This is a genomic window from Canibacter zhoujuaniae, assembly GCF_011752015.1.
GTDB classification, from domain to species: domain Bacteria; phylum Actinomycetota; class Actinomycetes; order Actinomycetales; family Microbacteriaceae; genus Canibacter; species Canibacter zhoujuaniae.
Genome location: NZ_JAAIKA010000001.1, coordinates 327,324 through 345,405, shown reverse-complemented (window position 1 = coordinate 345,405; position 18,082 = coordinate 327,324). Strand labels below are relative to the sequence as shown.

18 protein-coding genes and 1 tRNA gene are annotated in these 18,082 nt (G+C 52.9%); 14 read left to right on the top strand and 5 right to left on the bottom strand.

What is annotated here, in order from left to right; genetic code table 11:
* Positions 1–17: 17 nt before the first annotated feature.
* Together rpsA and coaE are read left to right on the top strand one after the other, a co-directional pair.
* Entirely contained in the window at positions 18–1,472 is a 1,455-nt protein-coding gene (gene rpsA / locus HCQ99_RS01610) for a 30S ribosomal protein S1 (protein ID WP_166984888.1), read from the top strand.
* 80 nt (positions 1,473–1,552) lie between these two features.
* Entirely contained in the window at positions 1,553–2,164 is a 612-nt protein-coding gene (gene coaE / locus HCQ99_RS01605; RefSeq protein ID WP_166984886.1) for a dephospho-CoA kinase, read from the top strand.
* On the opposite strand, the gene HCQ99_RS01600 is transcribed toward coaE, so the two are convergent.
* Complete coding sequence (locus HCQ99_RS01600; protein ID WP_166984884.1) at positions 2,138–2,725, bottom strand: vitamin K epoxide reductase family protein; 588 nt, start codon at positions 2,723–2,725, stop codon at positions 2,138–2,140. The two genes, coaE and HCQ99_RS01600, sit on opposite strands and share 27 nt — an antisense overlap.
* A gap of 228 nt (positions 2,726–2,953) precedes the next feature.
* Here HCQ99_RS01600 and HCQ99_RS01595 point away from each other — a divergent pair, with 228 nt between their 5' ends.
* From HCQ99_RS01595 to HCQ99_RS01540, 12 genes are all read left to right on the top strand, one after another.
* Positions 2,954–5,269, top strand: coding sequence for an Rne/Rng family ribonuclease (locus tag HCQ99_RS01595; protein WP_243854760.1), 2,316 nt, complete (start codon positions 2,954–2,956; stop codon positions 5,267–5,269).
* A gap of 186 nt (positions 5,270–5,455) precedes the next feature.
* A complete protein-coding gene (gene rplU, locus HCQ99_RS01590) occupies positions 5,456–5,764 on the top strand; it encodes a 50S ribosomal protein L21 (protein ID WP_166984882.1) in 309 nt (102 codons plus the stop codon).
* Between the two features lie 23 nt (positions 5,765–5,787).
* Positions 5,788–6,039, top strand: coding sequence for a 50S ribosomal protein L27 (gene rpmA / locus HCQ99_RS01585; protein WP_166984880.1), 252 nt, complete (start codon positions 5,788–5,790; stop codon positions 6,037–6,039).
* Positions 6,040–6,119: 80 nt separating this feature from the next.
* Entirely contained in the window at positions 6,120–7,634 is a 1,515-nt protein-coding gene (gene obgE / locus HCQ99_RS01580) for a GTPase ObgE (protein WP_166984878.1), read from the top strand.
* A 2-nt stretch (positions 7,635–7,636) separates the two neighbouring features.
* Positions 7,637–8,413 (top strand): glutamate 5-kinase, encoded by a 777-nt coding sequence (proB, locus tag HCQ99_RS01575; protein ID WP_166984876.1) that lies wholly within the window; start codon positions 7,637–7,639, stop codon positions 8,411–8,413.
* A 13-nt stretch (positions 8,414–8,426) separates the two neighbouring features.
* Entirely contained in the window at positions 8,427–9,677 is a 1,251-nt protein-coding gene (locus tag HCQ99_RS01570) for a glutamate-5-semialdehyde dehydrogenase (protein ID WP_166984874.1), read from the top strand.
* A gap of 64 nt (positions 9,678–9,741) precedes the next feature.
* The gene (locus HCQ99_RS01565; protein WP_166984872.1) at positions 9,742–9,951 is read left to right on the top strand and encodes a hypothetical protein; all 210 of its coding nucleotides are present in this window, start codon (positions 9,742–9,744) and stop codon (positions 9,949–9,951) included.
* A 5-nt stretch (positions 9,952–9,956) separates the two neighbouring features.
* Positions 9,957–10,562 (top strand): nicotinate-nucleotide adenylyltransferase, encoded by a 606-nt coding sequence (gene nadD / locus HCQ99_RS01560; protein ID WP_166984870.1) that lies wholly within the window; start codon positions 9,957–9,959, stop codon positions 10,560–10,562.
* The gene (locus tag HCQ99_RS01555; RefSeq protein WP_166984868.1) at positions 10,555–11,868 is read left to right on the top strand and encodes a hypothetical protein; all 1,314 of its coding nucleotides are present in this window, start codon (positions 10,555–10,557) and stop codon (positions 11,866–11,868) included. Before nadD ends, HCQ99_RS01555 begins: the two co-directional genes overlap by 8 nt.
* A gap of 2 nt (positions 11,869–11,870) precedes the next feature.
* Complete coding sequence (rsfS, locus tag HCQ99_RS01550; protein ID WP_424945186.1) at positions 11,871–12,239, top strand: ribosome silencing factor; 369 nt, start codon at positions 11,871–11,873, stop codon at positions 12,237–12,239.
* A gap of 59 nt (positions 12,240–12,298) precedes the next feature.
* Positions 12,299–12,371, top strand: a tRNA-Ala gene (locus HCQ99_RS01545).
* Between the two features lie 30 nt (positions 12,372–12,401).
* Positions 12,402–13,253: a Nif3-like dinuclear metal center hexameric protein gene (locus HCQ99_RS01540; RefSeq protein ID WP_166984866.1), complete on the top strand. Its 852-nt coding sequence runs from the start codon at positions 12,402–12,404 to the stop codon at positions 13,251–13,253.
* A 300-nt stretch (positions 13,254–13,553) separates the two neighbouring features.
* Here the strand turns inward: HCQ99_RS01540 and HCQ99_RS01535 are convergent, their stop codons facing one another.
* Genes HCQ99_RS01535 through HCQ99_RS01520 form a run of 4 tightly spaced genes read right to left on the bottom strand, consistent with a single transcriptional unit; the run spans position 13,554 to position 18,002 of the window.
* Positions 13,554–14,831 carry an ABC transporter permease gene (locus HCQ99_RS01535; protein ID WP_166984864.1) on the bottom strand — a complete coding sequence of 426 codons (1,278 nt, stop codon included), beginning with the start codon at positions 14,829–14,831 and terminating at the stop codon, positions 13,554–13,556.
* Positions 14,828–15,538, bottom strand: coding sequence for an ABC transporter ATP-binding protein (locus HCQ99_RS01530; RefSeq protein ID WP_208317139.1), 711 nt, complete (start codon positions 15,536–15,538; stop codon positions 14,828–14,830). Before HCQ99_RS01530 ends, HCQ99_RS01535 begins: the two co-directional genes overlap by 4 nt.
* Entirely contained in the window at positions 15,538–16,932 is a 1,395-nt protein-coding gene (locus tag HCQ99_RS01525) for a peptidoglycan-binding protein (protein ID WP_243854759.1), read from the bottom strand. The genes HCQ99_RS01530 and HCQ99_RS01525 overlap by 1 nt, the downstream gene beginning before the upstream one ends.
* Positions 16,933–16,952: 20 nt before the next feature.
* Positions 16,953–18,002, bottom strand: coding sequence for a hypothetical protein (locus HCQ99_RS01520; protein ID WP_166984862.1), 1,050 nt, complete (start codon positions 18,000–18,002; stop codon positions 16,953–16,955).
* Positions 18,003–18,082: the final 80 nt, after the last annotated feature.

Here is an 18,082-nt window from a genome sequence, read left to right as displayed (position 1 = left end):
TTCTGGAGAATAATTACATGACCAGCAAGACGACCAAGGCGAGCAACCAGGTAGCCGTGAACGATATCGGCTCTGCAGAGGATTTCCTCGCCGCCGTCGAGCAGACACTGAAGCATTTTAACGACGGTGACATGATCGAAGGCACCGTTGTTAAGATCGACCACGACGAGGTGCTCCTCGACGTTGGCTATAAGACCGAGGGTGTAATCCCTTCACGTGAGCTTTCTATCAAGCACGATGTTGATCCGAGCGAGGTCGTCGAAGTAGGCGACACCGTTGAGGCACTCGTTCTCCAGAAGGAAGACAAAGAAGGCCGCCTGCTCCTTTCAAAGAAGCGCGCACAGTACGAGCGCGCATGGGGCGATGTGGAAGGCATTAAGGAAGTTGACGGTGTTGTTACCGGCACCGTAATTGAAGTTGTTAAGGGTGGTCTGATTGTAGACATCGGTCTGCGCGGCTTCCTCCCAGCTTCACTGATCGAACTTCGTCGTGTGCGCGACCTCACCCCGTACCTCGGGCAGGAGATCGAAGCGAAGATTCTGGAACTCGATAAGAACCGCAACAATGTTGTGCTGTCACGTCGTGCTCTGCTTGAAGAGACACAGTCAGCAAGCCGTTCATCATTCCTGCAGGAGCTCAAGCCAGGTCAGGTGCGCAAGGGTGTTATCTCATCTATCGTCAACTTCGGTGCATTCGTTGACCTCGGTGGTGTAGACGGCCTCGTGCACGTTTCAGAGCTCAGCTGGAAGCACATTGAGCACGCTTCAGAGGTAGTTGAAGTTGGCCAGGAAGTTACTGTTGAAGTTCTTTCAGTAGAGATGGATCGTGAGCGCGTATCTCTCTCACTGAAGGCAACTCAGGAAGATCCATGGCAGGTGTTTGCACGCACCCACGCAATCGGTCAGATCACACCGGGCAAGGTTACAAAGCTTGTGCCATTCGGCGCATTCGTACGCGTCGCCGACGGCATCGAAGGTCTCGTGCACATCTCAGAGCTCTCAGCTGCTCACGTTGAGCTGGCAGAGCAGGTTGTGTCAGTGGGTCAAGAGGCATTCGTTAAGATCATCGACATCGACCTTGACCGTCGCCGTATCTCACTCAGCCTGAAGCAGGCAAACGAGGGTGTTGACCCAGAGGGCACCGAGTTTGATCCAGCTCTCTACGGTATGACCACTGAATACGACGAGAACGGTGAATACAAGTACCCAGAAGGCTTCGACCCTGAGACCCAGGAGTGGAAGGAAGGCTTCGAGGCAGAGCGCGAGGCTTGGGAGCAGGAGTACGCTGCTGCACAGGCACGTTGGGAAGCTCACAAGGCACAGGTTGCTGCCGCTAATGAGCTTGAGGCAAACGTCGCACCTGCAGGAGATGCCGCACCGGCTGCTGAATTTACTTCAGACACCGACGCAGCAGGCACTCTCGCTGACGACGAAGCACTCGCAGCGCTTAAAGAGCAGCTAGAGGGTAACTAATTCCCTAAGCTGTAAGTAGATTTCCCCGCGACTAATGAATTTTGGTCGCGGGGTTTTCTATTACAAGTAATCTAGAAACTATGGTTGTATTTGCATTAAGCGGGGGTATCGGCGCTGGAAAAAGCACCGTCGCTGACATGTTTACTAAGCTCGGCGCATACAGTGTTGATGCAGATGAACTCGCACGAGAGGCTGTCGCCCCCGGCTCCCGTGCGTTAGCTAATATTGCCAAAGCGTTTGGAGACGATCTGCTTTTACCCGACGGATCGTTAGACCGCGCTGCCCTCGGGCAGATCGTTTTTGCATCAGATAAAAAGTTAAAACAGCTTGAAGCAATTGTGCACCCCGAGGTGCAGCGTTTAGGCAGAGAACGCTTCAAAGCGATTGAGAAAAACGATCCGAACGCAATAATCGTGTATCAGGTGCCGCTGCTCGTTGAAGCGCAATTAGCGGGGAACTATGCTGGTAACATCATTCTCAGTGCGGATCCGCGAGTGCGGCTTTCTCGCCTGGTAGAAAACCGCGGTATGAGCGTTGCAGATGCGCAGCGCAGGATCGACGCGCAGGCGAGTGAAGCTGAGCGTCTCGCTGTCGCAGACTGGGTGATCCAAACAGATGTGACACAGGAAGAAACTGCAGCGCAGGTGGCTAGAGTGTTTGCAGAGTTAAAAAATTTGGCCGATCCAATTTAGATTTGCTTGCGCCATCACCGCAATAAGCAGGTAGCTTGCAAGAATCGCAACCCACGACCAGGAAGCTAGTCCCGGTAGTTTTCTGCCAAAAACTCCATGCTTTAAAGCGAAGCTGAGATTTATCCAGAACAGCGGAATAGTTGCGGTCCAGACCACCATGCACCACGGGCAGAGAGTGCCGATGATGAAAATAGACTGAAAGCTGAGCCAGAAAACAAAGCCAATGCCAAATGTGAGGCCGGCAAGGTAGAGCAGCCAGAAAAACCGGTTAAAGCGGGCGCCAGCTAAAAGAGCCGCACCAACAAAAATGGGTGCTGTAAACATCATCAGCCCGAGAATAGTATTTGAGAAACCAAAAACTGAGCCCTGCCATGACTCCATATTTGGGCCACAGGTCACCAAAATTGACAGATCACAGTTGGTCACATATTCAGGATTTTTTAGTTTCTTGATGTATTCAGTAGCCAGCTCAAATGCTGCGAAAAGACCTACTGCGCCAGCAATAATATTGAAAACCGCAAGGGTGCGGACACGTTCGCGAGTTGCCGGAAACTGGTTCATAATTTTAAGTTTATTGATGATTTTCATAAAGAAGGCTTAAGTAGGTGCAATAATAGATTTCAGGTCTTGCGCTACTTGCGTGAATCCGTAAGATTTTTGATCTACTGTGATCTACTAATTGCTACAGTGCGGCCGTTTCTCACACTGAGTAAGTGGGGCAGAGGCGCCGCCGGCAAAGATTTAAGTGCGCTGAAGAAATTTCAGCCGTATGAGGAGTGCACCCACGTGGTGAATAAAACAGAACAAGAAACCGAAACAACTAACTCGCAGTTAGATACTGAAGTCAAGAGCGAGAGCTTAGAAAATACTTCAGTTCCAACAACTGACGCCTTTGGGCAGCCGATCCATTTACCACTTGCAGAAATGAGCGCGGCAGAAAAGTTTTCTGCGACAAAACGACTGCTGTTTGTGGCACCAGATGTGCCGCCGGTGCCACCGCGGCCGAGACGCTCTGGCTTCCGCAAGCTGGATGATGTGCTCGGATCTATTCTGACCAAAACGCAGGACGCAGATTTTGAGCAGAAGAAATTTGAGCGTAATGAGGAGCGCAGCCGTAATCGCGGAGACAGTCAGGCTGCCGACGATGAAGAGAGCGAGACCGGTAATCGTCGCAAGCACCGCAGAGGTGACGCACGTGACCAGCGTAACGAAGAGAAAACACAGGTCAGTGAGCCCCAAAAGGTTAAGGGCTCAACCCGCCTAGAGGCAAAGAAGCAGCGCCGTCGTGAAAACCGCGACCAGGGTCGGCGCCGTTTGGTGGTTACCGAATCTGAATTTTTAGCGCGCCGTGAAGCAGTTGACAGGCGAATGGTCGTCAACACAAAACAGGATCGTATTCAAATTGGCGTGCTAGAGGACAAAGTTCTAGTTGAGCACTATGTTGCACGCTCGAGCGAAGCGTCAATAATCGGAAACGTATACCTCGGTCGCGTGCAGAATGTGCTTCCGAGCATGGAGGCTGCTTTCGTCGATATCGGCCGTGGGCGTAATGCTGTGCTCTACTCTGGCGAGGTTGATTGGTCTGACTACAGTGGCAGCAACAACTCACGCAAAATTGAGAAAGTGCTCAACCCCGGCGATACCGTCCTAGTGCAGGTTACTAAGGATCCGGTAGGGCATAAGGGTGCGCGACTGACGAGTCAAATATCTCTGCCCGGTCGTTTCCTCGTTTACGTGCCAGGCGGAGCAATGAACGGTATCTCGCGCAAACTCCCAGATACCGAACGCGCACGCTTAAAGAAGATCCTAAAAGAGATCGTGCCAGACGGATCGGGCGTGATTGTGCGCACCGCTGCTGAAGGTGCGACAGAAGAACAGCTAACCCGCGATGTGCAGCATCTCACTAAGCAGTGGGAAGAGATCCAAGCACGTGTTGCCAAGGGTGGCGGCCCTGCCGTGCTGCACTCAGAGCCCGATATGCTCATCAAAATTATTCGCGATGTCTTCAACGAAGACTTCGAAGAGCTCATCATCTCTGGCGCTGAAACACACAGCACAATCGCCGGCTATCTTGAGCAACTCGCGCCAGATCTGCTGTCTCGAGTAACACTCTACGACGGTGAACGTGACGTTTTCGATAAATACCGGATCACCGAGCAGATTCAAAAAGCGCTTGAGCGTAAGGTGTGGTTGCCCTCGGGTGGGTCGCTTGTTATTGACCGTACTGAGGCAATGACTGTTATCGATGTGAACACCGGCAAATTCGTTGGATCCGGCGGCAATCTCGAAGAGACGGTGACAAAGAACAATCTTGAAGCCGCTGAAGAGATTGTGCGACAGTTGCGACTTAGAGATATCGGCGGAATTGTCGTCATCGACTTTATCGATATGGTGCTTGAATCCAACCGTGATCTTGTGCTGCGCCGTCTAGTTGAGTGCCTTGGGCGTGATCGCACAAAACACCAGGTTGCTGAGGTTACCTCCCTGGGCCTTGTGCAGATGACCCGAAAGAAGCTCGGACTCGGTCTGCTTGAAACATTTAGCGAACCCTGTGAGGTTTGCGCTGGCCGAGGTGTTATCGTGCAACACGACCCAGTGCAGCACAGAAAACAGGATAATCAGGCTCGCCGGCGTAACGGCAGCAACGGTAACAATAAGTCAGCGCAGAATTCCTCAGAAACAAAGGCACACGCCCTCACCGAGGGTGCGAAGACGATGATTGCGCAAATCGCCGCATCAACAATTTCGCAGACCAGTGATGCTCAAGATCAGGCAGAAGCACAGACGGACGCGGTTGCTGCAGAACAGAGCAGTGATGCTGCTGGGCAGGGCAAAGAGCAGGCGAAGCAAACTGAAACAAGCCAGCCTGTGCAAAAGAAGCGTCGGGCAAAGCGCGTAGAGAAGTCAGACAACCTGATCGACGATCTTGTCGCTGATGTGCAGCAACTCGAAGAGCATAAAAGCAGCCGCAAGAGTGTGCGAGCAGATGCTGATCTTGCAACCCTGGATGCCATCTTTGAGGCCCTGCCAGAGCCTCCAGCGCCCGGCACACGCTCGCGCCGCGTCTCGCGTCGTCTGTCGCGCCCCGCTGACAGCGCTGAGTAACTAAGTGCGACACACGTTGCACGATGTTTGACCAAAAGTCGGGTTTAAGACTAAACTTGACACTTGGTTCTATCGTTAATTCGGTGGATTAGTGGTTTCCCAAAATACGTAGGTATTAAGGGTGTTGGTTCTAGGGCCGTCGAAGACTTAATTCGATTGGTTCATGTATTAAGAAATAGGTATCAAATGGTTTACGCAGTAGTGCGCGCCGGCGGCCGTCAGGAAAAGGTCGAGGTTGGCTCAACCATCGTCACCAACCGCATTGCCGGTGATGAAAAGGGCATTGTAGAGCTTCCAGCTGTGCTTTTGGTTGACGGAGACAAGATCACCACCGACGCTGACAAGCTCGCTAAGGTAAAGGTGACTGCTGAGGTTGTTGAAGATCTGCGCGGTCCGAAGATTGTGATCCAGCGTTACAAGAACAAGACTGGCTACAAGCGCCGTCAGGGTCACCGTCAGGATCTGACCCGTCTGAAGATTACTGGCATCAAGTAAGTTTAGTTTTTAAGGAGCTCATAATGGCACATAAGAAAGGCGCGGCATCTACCCGTAACGGCCGTGACTCAAACCCACAGTACCTCGGCGTAAAGCGTTTCGGTGGCCAGCAGGTAAACGCAGGTGAGATCCTGGTGCGTCAGCACGGCACCAAGTTCCACCCAGGCGCTAACGTTGGCCGCGGTGGCGACGACACTCTCTTTGCTCTCGCAGCTGGAGCCGTTGAGTTTGGCACCAAGGGCGGTCGCAAAGTTGTAAACGTAGTCGCTGCTTAAGAAGCTAGCGATACTCTAGAAGGACGAGCTGCGGCTCGTCCTTTTTAGTCGCAGCAGGCAGAATTTCAGGAGACGATAAGATGGTTACCTTCGTTGACCGAGTCCAGGTTTTTTTCAACGCAGGCAACGGCGGGAACGGTTGTGTCTCCGTAAAGCGGGAGAAGTTTAAACCGCTTGCCGGCCCTGACGGCGGGAACGGTGGTAACGGCGGTGATATTGTGCTCACCGCCACAGAGCAGGTGACCACACTCTTAGATTTTCACAGACGCCCACACCGTGCTGCGTCCAACGGAGCTTACGGCGCCGGAGACTGGCGCAATGGTGCGCACGGTGAATCCTTACAGCTTGAGGTTCCGCCAGGCACTGTTGTGAAATCTGAAACCGGTGCGGTGCTCGCTGATCTTACGGAGCCTGGGGATACCTTTGTTGTCGCACAGGGAGGCCAGGGCGGTTTAGGGAATGCAGCACTCGCCAGCACCAAACGTAAGGCTCCGGGCTTTGCGCTGCTGGGCATTGCGGGCGAAGAGGTGACGCTCACTCTTGAGCTGAAAACTATCGCGGATGTTGCTCTGGTTGGTTACCCGTCTGCAGGTAAATCAAGCCTTATTGCCGCAATGAGTGCGGCGAAACCGAAAATTGCTGACTATCCATTTACAACACTGCACCCCAACCTCGGTGTTGTGGAGCACGGCGGCCATCGCTTCACAATCGCCGATGTGCCCGGTCTGATTGAGGGGGCCAGTGAGGGTAAGGGGCTTGGTCTCGACTTCCTCCGTCACGTTGAGCGCTGTAGTGCGCTGCTGCATGTGCTTGATGCGGCGGCGCTTGAGCCGGAACGCGACCCGGTAAGTGATCTTGATGTAATTCTGCGCGAGCTTGCCGCCTATCCTGTGCCTGAGGGGCAGACGCCGCTGTTGGAGCGACCGCAGCTGGTCGCCCTTAATAAGGTCGATATTCCTGACGGGCGCGATATGGCGGAGTTCATGAAGGGTGAGCTTGAGGAGCGCGGTTATCGTGTGTTCCTAATCTCGACTGTGACCAGAGAAGGCCTGCAAGAGCTCGGTTATGCGCTCGGTGAGATTGTTGAGACCGATCGGGCAGCGAAACTTGCTGCAAAACAAGAGCAGCAGTCTGAGCGGATCGTGCTGCGCCCACAGCCGAAATCTCGCGAAGCCTCATTCACGATTACTGTGGAGGGGGGCAGCTACGGCCCGGTTTACAGGATCCTTGGAGCGAAGCCGGAACGCTGGGTAAAACAGTGCGACTTCACCAACGATGAAGCGATAGGGTATCTCGCAGACCGCCTGAACAAGATAGGCATTGAGGAAGGTCTTGTAAAGGCGGGCGCTGTCGCCGGTTCTACGGTTGTGATCGGCGAGGGTGAGGGCGTTGTTTTCGACTGGGAACCAACCCTAACTTCAGCAGCAGAGGTGCAGGTTGTGGGAGCCCGCGGCACTGACAGCCGCATTGACCAGAGCGATCGCCGCACAAACAAGGAGCGCCGCAAAGAATATCACGAGTGGATGGACGCTAAAGCCGCGATGCGTGAAGAGCTAGAGCGGGAGCGCGAAGCCGGACTGTGGAAGGAAGACTAGCTGTGGCCGATAACCGCAAGCTGCAACACGGAAACCGCATTGTAGTAAAGGTGGGTTCGTCGTCGGTCAGCGGCGAAAACAAACAGCAAATTCCGCAACTAGCTGCATCCTTGGCGCGGCTGCACGCTGCCGGCAGTGAGGTGATACTCGTCTCTTCAGGCGCGATCTCCAGCGGTGTGCCATTTCTGCAGCTGTCTGCAAGACCGGAAGATCTCGCAACTCAGCAGGCGGCAGCCGCTGTGGGGCAGAACGTTCTGATTAACCGCTACCAGCGGGCCTTCGGCTTTTATGACATAGTTATCGGACAGATTTTGCTCACCCCCTCAGACTTCGACTCAGCCGAACGCTCTGCTAACGCTCAAGCAACACTGAATCGTATGCTTGAGCTTGGCGCTATTCCGATCATCAACGAAAATGATTCGGTTGCAACGACAGAAATTCGCTTCGGAGACAACGACCGTCTTGCTTCACTAGTTGCGAAATTGGTAAAGGCGGATCAGCTTGTGCTGCTGAGTGACGTAGCTGCTCTTTACACAGCACCGCCTAATAACCCTGAAGCGCAACCGATACAGTTTGTGCCGTTTGGTGACGACTTAAGCGGTGTGCAGATTGGTGAAGCTAAATCGGGGTGGGGCACCGGGGGAGCGCTAACCAAGGTTGCGGCAGCCAAATACGCGGCAGCGCACGGTGTGCGCGTGGTGCTCACCGATACAAAACTTTTCGCCGCTCTTATAGACGGTGAGTCACACGGCACTTGGTTTGAACCACGTAAAATTTGAGTAGGATTAGGGCATGTGCGAGGAAGCCATCTATCAGAAGCTGTCAGCCGGACGTGAGGCAGCGAAAAAATTTGCAACTGCGTCAACAAACTCTAAAAATGAGGCGCTGAAAAATATTGCGCTCGGCTTGCGTAAACACACCGATGAAATTATCGCAGCCAACCAAAAAGATCTGGCTCGCGCTAAAGATAACGGTATGGCGCAGAGCATCCAGGATCGTCTTATGCTCAACGCTGAGCGGGTAACCGCGCTCAGTGATGCTATTGCTGAAGTAATTAGCCTGCGTGATCCGATCGGTGAAATTGTGCGCGGCTCAACCCTGCCAAACGGCCTGCGGCTCACCCAGGTGCGCGTGCCGTTCGGCGTGATTGGCGCGATTTATGAAGCACGCCCCAACGTCACAGTTGATATCGCCTCGCTAGCAATAAAAAGCGGTAATGCTGTTGTGCTGCGTGGCGGTAGTGCTGCAGAAGAGACAAACGCGGTTCTAATTGACATCATTCAGGACGCCTTAGAAATTTCAGGTTTTCCACGTGCAGCGGTGCAAACCGTTGATGAGTTTGGTCGTGCAGGTGCGACAGCTATGATGCGGGCGCGCGGTTATATTGATGTGCTCATTCCCCGCGGATCCGCAAACCTGATTGAAACAGTAGTGCGTGAGGCAAAGGTGCCGGTGATTGAGACTGGCGCTGGAGTTGTGCACATCTATATTGATAAGAGTGCGAATCTGGAGACAGTTCCGGCGATAGTTGAAAACGCAAAAGTGCAGCGCCCTGGCGTCTGCAACGCCGTAGACACTGTTTTAGTGCATGAGCAGGTTGCCCCTGAGGTTATTGCTGCGATTGAGAGCAGAATCGCTGACCGTGTTGAGCTCTTAGGCGATGCTGCAGCTGTTGCCCTTGGCAGCACAGTGTCTGCCGCCGATGACAGTATCTGGGGCACAGAGCACCTAGCGTTGCGACTTGGTATTCGGGTTGTTTCTGATGTTGACGAGGCGATCGCCCACATCGACCGATATTCGACGAGACACACTGAAGTTGTGCTCGCAGAAGACTACTCTGTCGTTGAAAAATTTATCGCAGAAGTTGATGCAGCAAGCGTGATCGTAAACGCATCTTCCAGATTTACAGACGGCGGTGTGTTTGGCTTTGGCGCAGAGGTTGGCATTTCAACACAGAAACTGCACGCGCGCGGGCCGATGGGAATTACCGAATTGACCAGCACGAAGTGGATTACGCGCGGAAACGGCGATATTCGCCACTGATAGCTGGTGGTTCCCTGATAACATGGGGGAGTTACTATTTACCGATTTCAGATAGGTGATAACTATGAACGCAGTTAGCTTCATTACTGCCGAGGGTGCTGCAGTTGTTAATGAACTCCCGATGCCAGCTATTGTTTTCGGGCTCATTGCTATTGTTGCTTTTATCGCTCTCGCAGTTGTAACTTTCAGCTTCCGCGACGTTGCTAACCGCCACGCAGAAAAGGCTGAGCAGTACAAGCAGAAGTTTGGTGGACAGGCTCCGCACCACCGTTAAGCACGATGGCACACTCGAGGCGGCGCATCGGTGTCATGGGTGGCACCTTTGACCCGATTCACCACGGTCACCTTGTCGCAGCAAGTGAGGTTGCTCACAGCTACGGGCTGGATGAGGTGATATTTGTGCCCACCGGCAGGCCCTGGCAAAAGTCAGGGGTCTCGCCTGGGGAGCATCGCTATCTAATGACTGTGATCGCAACCGCCAGCAACCCACAGTTCACTGTGAGCAGAGTAGACATCGATCGTGCGGGCCCAACATACACGGTTGATACTCTTCGCGATTTGCGTAAACAATTTCCCAATGATGAGCTCTTTTTTATTACCGGAGCTGATGCAATAGCTCAGATATTGAATTGGAAAGACGTCGAAGAAATCTGGGGTTTGGCCCACTTTATCGCAGTTTCAAGACCCGGACATGAACTGTCTTTGAGCGGATTATCCGGCGACAATGTTAGTTTATTAGAAGTACCAGCTATGGCTATCTCCTCAACAGACTGTCGTAGCCGAGTCAAACAGGGGCACCCTGTGTGGTACTTAGTCCCCGACGGTGTGGTGCAGTACATTGCAAAACACCGACTGTATATAGATGAAAAGGCAGATGATGACTGAGCAGAATCAAAACGGCCGTGGGGCGTCTAATGCCCCCAACGTTGGATTAGGTGACGCTTTCAATCCAGCTGCTACAGAGACCGGATCAATTCCAGTGCTGCTTGAGCAGGGCGCTGAGTTAACCCCTGAGCAGCTCGAGATTCTCGAGCAGCTTGAATCAAGCGTGCAGCTTCCAAGTAGCAACCCAGATGGCAGCCCGCTGACACGTCGTCAGCGACGTGAACTGCATACGCAGGAGTTGGATCGCATCATTAGCGAGTGGGAAGCCGAAAACGGGCCTATTCGTGAATACGGTGTGCAGGCTGCGGCAAGTGACGCACAGTTCGATGAAGACGCACTGCCAGCTACAGAAGCTCTCAGCCTGCAAGAGATGCTAGCTGAGGATCCAACCTCAACTGTTGACCCGCAAGATGCTGCGCAGCCTGCAAAAGAAACAGCTGTAGAAGAATCCGCCGTCGATGTGGATGCGGATAGTGCTGCGTCACGCAAAATCTCATTCTGGCCGTTTGGTGGTAAAAAAGAGTCTCACGAAACTGCAGAGGCTGCTGAGACGGAACCAGCGCAGACTGATTCTGTAGAGGTGGTTGCAGTAGAAAATTCTGAGGTCGCAGCAGCGGCTGATGATGCAGAGATCGTTTCTATTGAACAGTTAGACGATGTAACTGCTGCTGAGCTTGAGACAGCAGCAGAAGTGGAAGCTGCAGACACAGTTGAGCCTGCAGAGACTGCTGCTGGTGCAACAGCGCAACCTAAATCTGCGATTGTTGGCGGGGGCCACAGTTTCCCAGATATCGTGCCGTTTGAAGAAGAGTCTGTCTTTGACCCTGAGTCTGATCGCAAGATGTCAGATGCTCCTGAGACGAGCGGTTTTGACACCCTGATCTCCAGAGTTGTTTCTGATGAGAGCTCAGCAACCATCACAAGCGGCACCTCAGCTTTGATACTGCCGAGCATGCCGTCTGGCAGTGATCTTGTTGAGTCAATCAACTCAACCGGGGAGCTTTTTGCATCCGGATCAATTGACCTGCCGCAGGCGCTGGGCGAAACAGGTGCCCACCATTCGCTGCACGGTGTTGACGAAGATTTTGATGCGCTGCTCGATATTGAAGCAGCAGGCGATACCTCTTCGCGCCCGAAGAGCGCGCTATCTGCTGTGTCTTCACGACACGCGCAGGCAATGCCGGCCGTGGAGCAGACCAAAGCAGATTCGAGCAAAAAGCCGCTGGTGTTTGCAATCGGTACCGGCGTGCTCATCCTCGCTTCTATCGCCACTGTCGTGGCCGCATTTAATGGAGTCTTTAGCTAGTAATGCAAAACAGTTCAGCTTTAGCGATGTTAGACATCGCTGTTCCCGCCTCGCTCAAATCTGATGGGCAGGATCCGATCGCTCTTAACGTTTCTGAGGTGTTCGGCTACGCTGACATTTTTATGATCGTCTCCGGAGCTGTGGAACGCAATGTGCAGGCGATAGCGCGCGATATTGAAGACGAGCTTAATGCTGCGGGTTATAAAACTCTGCGGCGTGAGGGGCGCGAGTTAGGGCGCTGGATCTTGCTTGATTTCGGTGATCTGATTGTGCACGTCTTTCACGAAGAAGAGCGTGAATATTATGTGCTTGAGCGGCTCTGGTCTGACGGAGCTAAAATTGATCTCTCAAAGCATTTGCCGGCCGTGTAATTTGTTTTAACCTGCAAAAAGCACTAATATAAATATTTGTTGTTCTACACAGAACAAAAGGGCCTATGGCGCAGCTGGTAGCGCACCTGCATGGCATGCAGGGGGTCACGAGTTCGAGTCTCGTTAGGTCCACAAAATTCTCAAAACGTATAAGCTGTTTTCATGGCTGTGAAACTATCAACTATTCGCGCTTTCCTTGAAGAGCTCTATCCGCTCGACTGGGCTGAAGACTGGGATCGAGTTGGTTTAGTTGCTGGGGATCCGGATCAAACAATTTCGCATATTCGCCTTGCGGTGGATCCAACAGTTGCTGAAGCTAACGCAGCGGCTCAAAATACGGAAACCCTGCTGCTCACGCACCACCCACTGCTGCTGCGACCGGTAAGTTTTCTGACAACCGAAACCGGTAAGGGTGCGGTGATTACCAAACTCATACAGTCAGGGGGCGCGCTGTGGTGTGGCCACACCAACTCTGATCGCTCCCGTGCGGGCACGGTTGGCGCCTGGATTGATGCCCTGCAGCTTAAAAAGGCTGCACCGCTCGTCGCGCCGCAGACAAACGAGCAGGTGGGGGATTCCAAGCTTTTCGGAATGGGGGTTGTGGCAGATTTGCCCGCGAAAACCACGGTTGTTGGGCTTGCGAGGCAGATCGCAGATATTGTTCCTGCAACAGCGCAGGGTGTGCTTTATACCGGCTCGGGTGACCGTGAAGTGGGGCGGATCGCGGTCTGCCCGGGGGCTGGCGATTCACTGCTCGAGACTGTCTCTCAGCTTGATGTCGACGCATACATCACCTCAGATCTGCGCCACCACCCGACACTCGAGCATATCGAGTCGCGAGCTAATGCGCTTGCCGTGCCAGCACTGTTGGATCTGCCACACTATGCGAGTGAGTTTATATATCTTGAGTCGCTCGCAAAGATGCTAAGAAGTGAATTTCCAACTGTTACAACAGAGGTTTCTGCCATTTCGAGCAATCCATTCACCGGACGCGTGGATAAAAGCGTGAATTAAAGGCTATTAGAATTTTCACACAACCTACCTTGATACGAATGGAGAAGAGGAAATGGGTTATATAGGCCGTGATATCGAAAATGATCGCAGAGAGAATGTAGTATTGTTTGTACTCTCATTTTTGGTTGGGTTTGTGACAATTTTTTTGACAATAAAGAAACTAAGAACCGCTCGGAGAGAGCACAACCCGATTGATCCGTTCCTCACAGCAGCGTTTTGGATAAGTGCCGTCTATTGCATAGCAGCGGTATCAATCATCGTTGGTTCTGCCTATATCAGTTTCATAGAACCGCAAATAAGTTAATTGTCGCGCAGCGCATCAACCGGTTCGATTTTTGTTGCTTTCAGCGCTGGGTAGGTGCCAGCAATCAAACCCACCAGCGCACCAACAAGCACTCCGATAGGCGCAGCCCAGGCGGCCAAAATTGGTGTCCACTGCTGCACCACACACACCCCGATTAACGCAAGAATACCAACCACAACGCCGATCAGACCGCCCAGTAATCCGGTGGTGAGCGACTCCAACATGAACTGCGCAGCGATATCACGAGCCCTGGCGCCGAGAGCGCGGCGCAAACCAATCTCACCACGCCGTTCTGAAACCGACAGCAGTGTTACGTTCGCGATGCCTATTCCGCCACCAATCAGCGCAACAATACCAATAGCGACAAAGAGCACATTGATATCTGATTCAATGCCCTCCTGCACAGCGTTTGCAAGACGCGGCGCACCAACTTTGAAACCGTCGGGGGAGTTCGGGTTGAGTGCAATAGGGGCTTGCCGACCAACCACTTCGCCGGCACCAAGATCTATGCGAATGTCAAAGTTGCTTGGGGCACCCATATTGAAGTCATGACGAGCGGTTGTGAGCGGCACAATAACAGCGTTCTGCAGATTTTCCCGCACTTTTACGCTCTTCAAAATTCCGATGACAGTGTAGGCGTTGCCGTCAAGAAAAATCGCTGATTGATTGTTAACTCGGTTGATACCCAGCTGTTCAGCCGCTTTTGCCCCGAGCACAGCCACACGATCACCGCGTGCATCGTGACCGGCGTCAAAAAAACGACCGGTTTCTATTTCACCGGCAACCACATCTAAAAGTGACGGTGAGGCAGCTGTAATGCGTGGTGGAACACGCTGAAGTTCAGCGGGATCAGCAATTTCAACAGCTTTTACAGGAGTGTTTTCTGGCGCGTCGGTAATTATTGCAGATGTGGTTACCCCGGCAAGATCCGCAACTCTAGCCGGCGCATCCCAAGGAATTACAGCAGTTGCTTGCTTCGTGCCGCTACCGCCTGCAGAATTACTGTTAGAGCGCTTCGGCTCAATAGTGACGCGCGTTGCGCCGAGTGAATCAAACTGCTGCGCAATCTGACCGCTGGCTGTTTGCGCAAAACCGATTGTTGCCACTAATGAGGCAATACCGAGAACCGTGCCGAGCAGAGTTATAAACATTCGTGATGGGCGGGCACCAACACCCTCAAAACTCTCGTGAAATAAATCACGGGCACTAATGCGCGGCACAGTACGCCGAGGGGTCTTGGCTTTACGATCCCGTTTGAGGCGAATTTTTTTCATGTTAACTCCGTAAGCAGGCCATCGGCTATCCGAACCTGTTTTTGGGCGGCCTCAGCCACATGAGAATCGTGGGTAATCATGACTATTGTGAGCCCGGATGCCCCGAGCTCTGCAAACAGCTCCATGATGAGTTCAGAATTTCGCCGGTCGAGATTTCCTGTTGGCTCATCGGCTAGCAGCAAGCGCGGCTCATTGGCAATCGCACGGGCGATAGCCACTCTCTGGCGCTCACCGCCAGAGAGTGTTGTCGGGTAGAAATTTACACGGTGCTGTAAGCCGACGCGTTTCAAAGCCTGCCGGGCACGTTCTTCACGCTCTGCACGATTGCGCCCGGCATAGGTGCCTGCCAGCATTACATTTTCAAGCACCGTTCTTTTCGGCATCAGATGGAAAGACTGAAACACGAAACCAATTGCTTCACCACGCAGCGCCGCACGATCATCGTCGGCAAGCTCGGAGGTGTTAATCCCCTCGAAATAATAGGTGCCGGTGCTCGGGCGGTCAAGCAGCCCGAGCGTGTTCAACATCGTAGACTTGCCAGACCCGGAAGGGCCGATTATTGCCAGATAGTCACCGCGCTCAATGCGTAAATTAACTCCGCGCAGCGCGAGCACCTGCGGTGAACCGGCAAACAGTCGGGTGACATCGTCAAGCATCGCGATTGGCCCATCGTAGTCGGGGTTTCCAACCGTGCTCACGGTGTTCATTAGCGGCCCACCACAACCTTAGCGCCTTCTTTAACGCGCTTGTCTGTGCTTGAAATTTCTACAAATCCTTCAGCGGCGAGACCGGTGGTGACCTCGACTAAAGCGGTTTCCATCCCGCCTTTATCTTTCGAGATGAGCAGCTCGATGCGGTCTTCACCGCCTGATCCTGCTGTCACCGCCGCAACAGGCACTGCTAACACTTCAGACTCTGTGGCAGCGATGGGGATCGTAACGCGCACGTTGTTACCGCGCAGCTCGGTTACGTCTTCAGCAGACAAACCTTGCGGCTCTAGCACGACCTGATAGCGGCCGGAAGAGTCACCGCTGTTGGAGTTCTTATCGCCCTCTGATCCCTCATCTTTATTCTCGGTGTTTGCAGACCCCCTGCGCACTTCCTTCACAGTGGCTGTGTAGTCTTTACCGCGATGCACAAAAGTTGCGGTCGAGCCGACGGTGATTGACTCTGCATCCTGTTTGCTCACTGTGCCGGTGATTGACAGAGTCGCGCCTGAGACACTCATGGGGGAACCGCTCAAAACATCGCCACGCTTCACTCGCAGCTCATCGACACGACGCGGCAGATCAGTTAGATAGAGAACTTCCGAAGCCGGCAGGTAGACCATATTTGCTTCAACAGCAAGGCGGTACTGTTCCTCAATATCGCGCAGCAGCCCCTGGTCAACCGGCTCTACGTCCTGTGCTTCTGAATACTGCCGTTCGAGATCGCGGATAGTTTTGCGCCCCTCGAGCCCGCCGTCCGGTGCCTTATAACCGAGATCGCGGTACAGTGCGGCGACCGCTTCAGAAGTCGCAGCGTCGAACAGATTGCTAGTAACATCACCAACGCCATACCCGAGCGATGCAAGAGCCTGTTTCAGCTGCAGCACATCAGGCCCCTGCATCCCGACTTTGAGAGTGCGGTAAGCAGGCAGCTCGCCCGGTAACACTACGACCGGCCGACCCGCAACCTCAAGTGCGAGAGTGCCTGCTTCTAAGAGATCACCAACTTTGGGTAGATTTCCGGTTATGATAGGGCGTTCTTCGCTGCCGGCTGTGTCTAACTCGACAGCAACCGCATCAGCGAATGATATTTCACCGCGAGTGATGATCTTGTTCTCTATCTTCCGAAGTTCGATAGGCGCGCTGATCGGGCCGGCCTCGGGGGCTTCTTTGCGTGCAGCAAGCTCTGCAGGTGACACAATAAACTGCATTATGAGCACACCCGCCAGAAGTGAGGCAAGAGCTACGGCGGCAATTACTGCAACAAGTTTTGAACCGCTGAGACCTTTTTTAGATTTCGTGGTGGGCTCTGTGCTGGCATCCTCATCAGTGGTATTTGTATCTTCGTCAGTGGTGTTGGTATCCAGCTCAGGCGCTTGCTCGTTATCAATCATCAGAAATCTACCCTGTCGCGTTACTTGCTTTTCGAGTTCTTCTCGTTGACGAGAGCTGTTACACGGTTGAGAGTCGCCTTATTCTCGTTGACGAATTGGGTCTGCCGCTCAAACGTTATATCGTAGTGTTTTTTGTGATACCCGATCTTTTCCTTGCAATCCCACTCAGCAACGGCAACCTCTCGCTCGCGCTTTTTAAAGGCCTCTAACTCTTCCGGCGAAGCAGAACTGGTCTCGCCAGAATCATCAGATGCAGCAGCTAGCTCGTTGTATTCCTCCCAGAGAATATCTTGCGCACTTTGGTCACCTAAGTTGTCTAACCCAACATCCGCTTTTGCTAGACAGTCAGACAGCTCTCGGTCGAGATCGTGGAAGGGGTAGTCAGCGTGTGTTTTGTCATACTCAGAGTTAGCTAGTTCACCTATTTTCTCAAGCAGGTCTTTGATTTCAGGATCATCCTGCAGCGCACCAATAGGATCCTGTGACATTTCATCATGCCTTATGCTGCCGTAGCAGCCCTGGTCGTAATCATCCCAGCTTGCCTCGCCAGCTTCAATCGCAGCCATTTGCTCTTCAGTAAGCGAAGGGCCCTGCAGTGACTCGTAGTATGCGTCCCGTTCTGAGTCACTCAGACTGTTTACATAGTCTTGATTGGGATCTACCTGCTGGGCGCCGTCAATATCTTCGTCATTTAAGCCGCCCGGAACTTCGGTGATGCCGTAACCGTGTTTTTCCGCATACTCTCTTGAGTCGTACGATAAATCATCATCAGAAGAGCTGTAATCGTCACTGAAATCCTCACGCTTTGGTGGGTTCGGTGTGTAATCCCAACCCTGATCCTGCATACATGAGGCAATTTTTTCCTCCGCCTTAACCAGCGTTTCGTATGCCTTATCGGCATCGTAATCGTTGGCTGAGTAGATCTCGTTAAAAAACTGGTTTAAAGGTAGCTTGTCATAATCGAGATCGGCGGCGCTGCTAGCGTTGTTCTGTGAACCACAACCGCTGAGCACCAATAGTGATGAAGCGAGAATCGCGATTGTTGGCAGCGCTCTCTTTTTGAAGCTCATTGCTGTCTACTCCTTTGTACGGATGTAAGTGCGTACAGCTATACTAGAGCCGCAATCGTCGTAAATAACCGCAAATAATC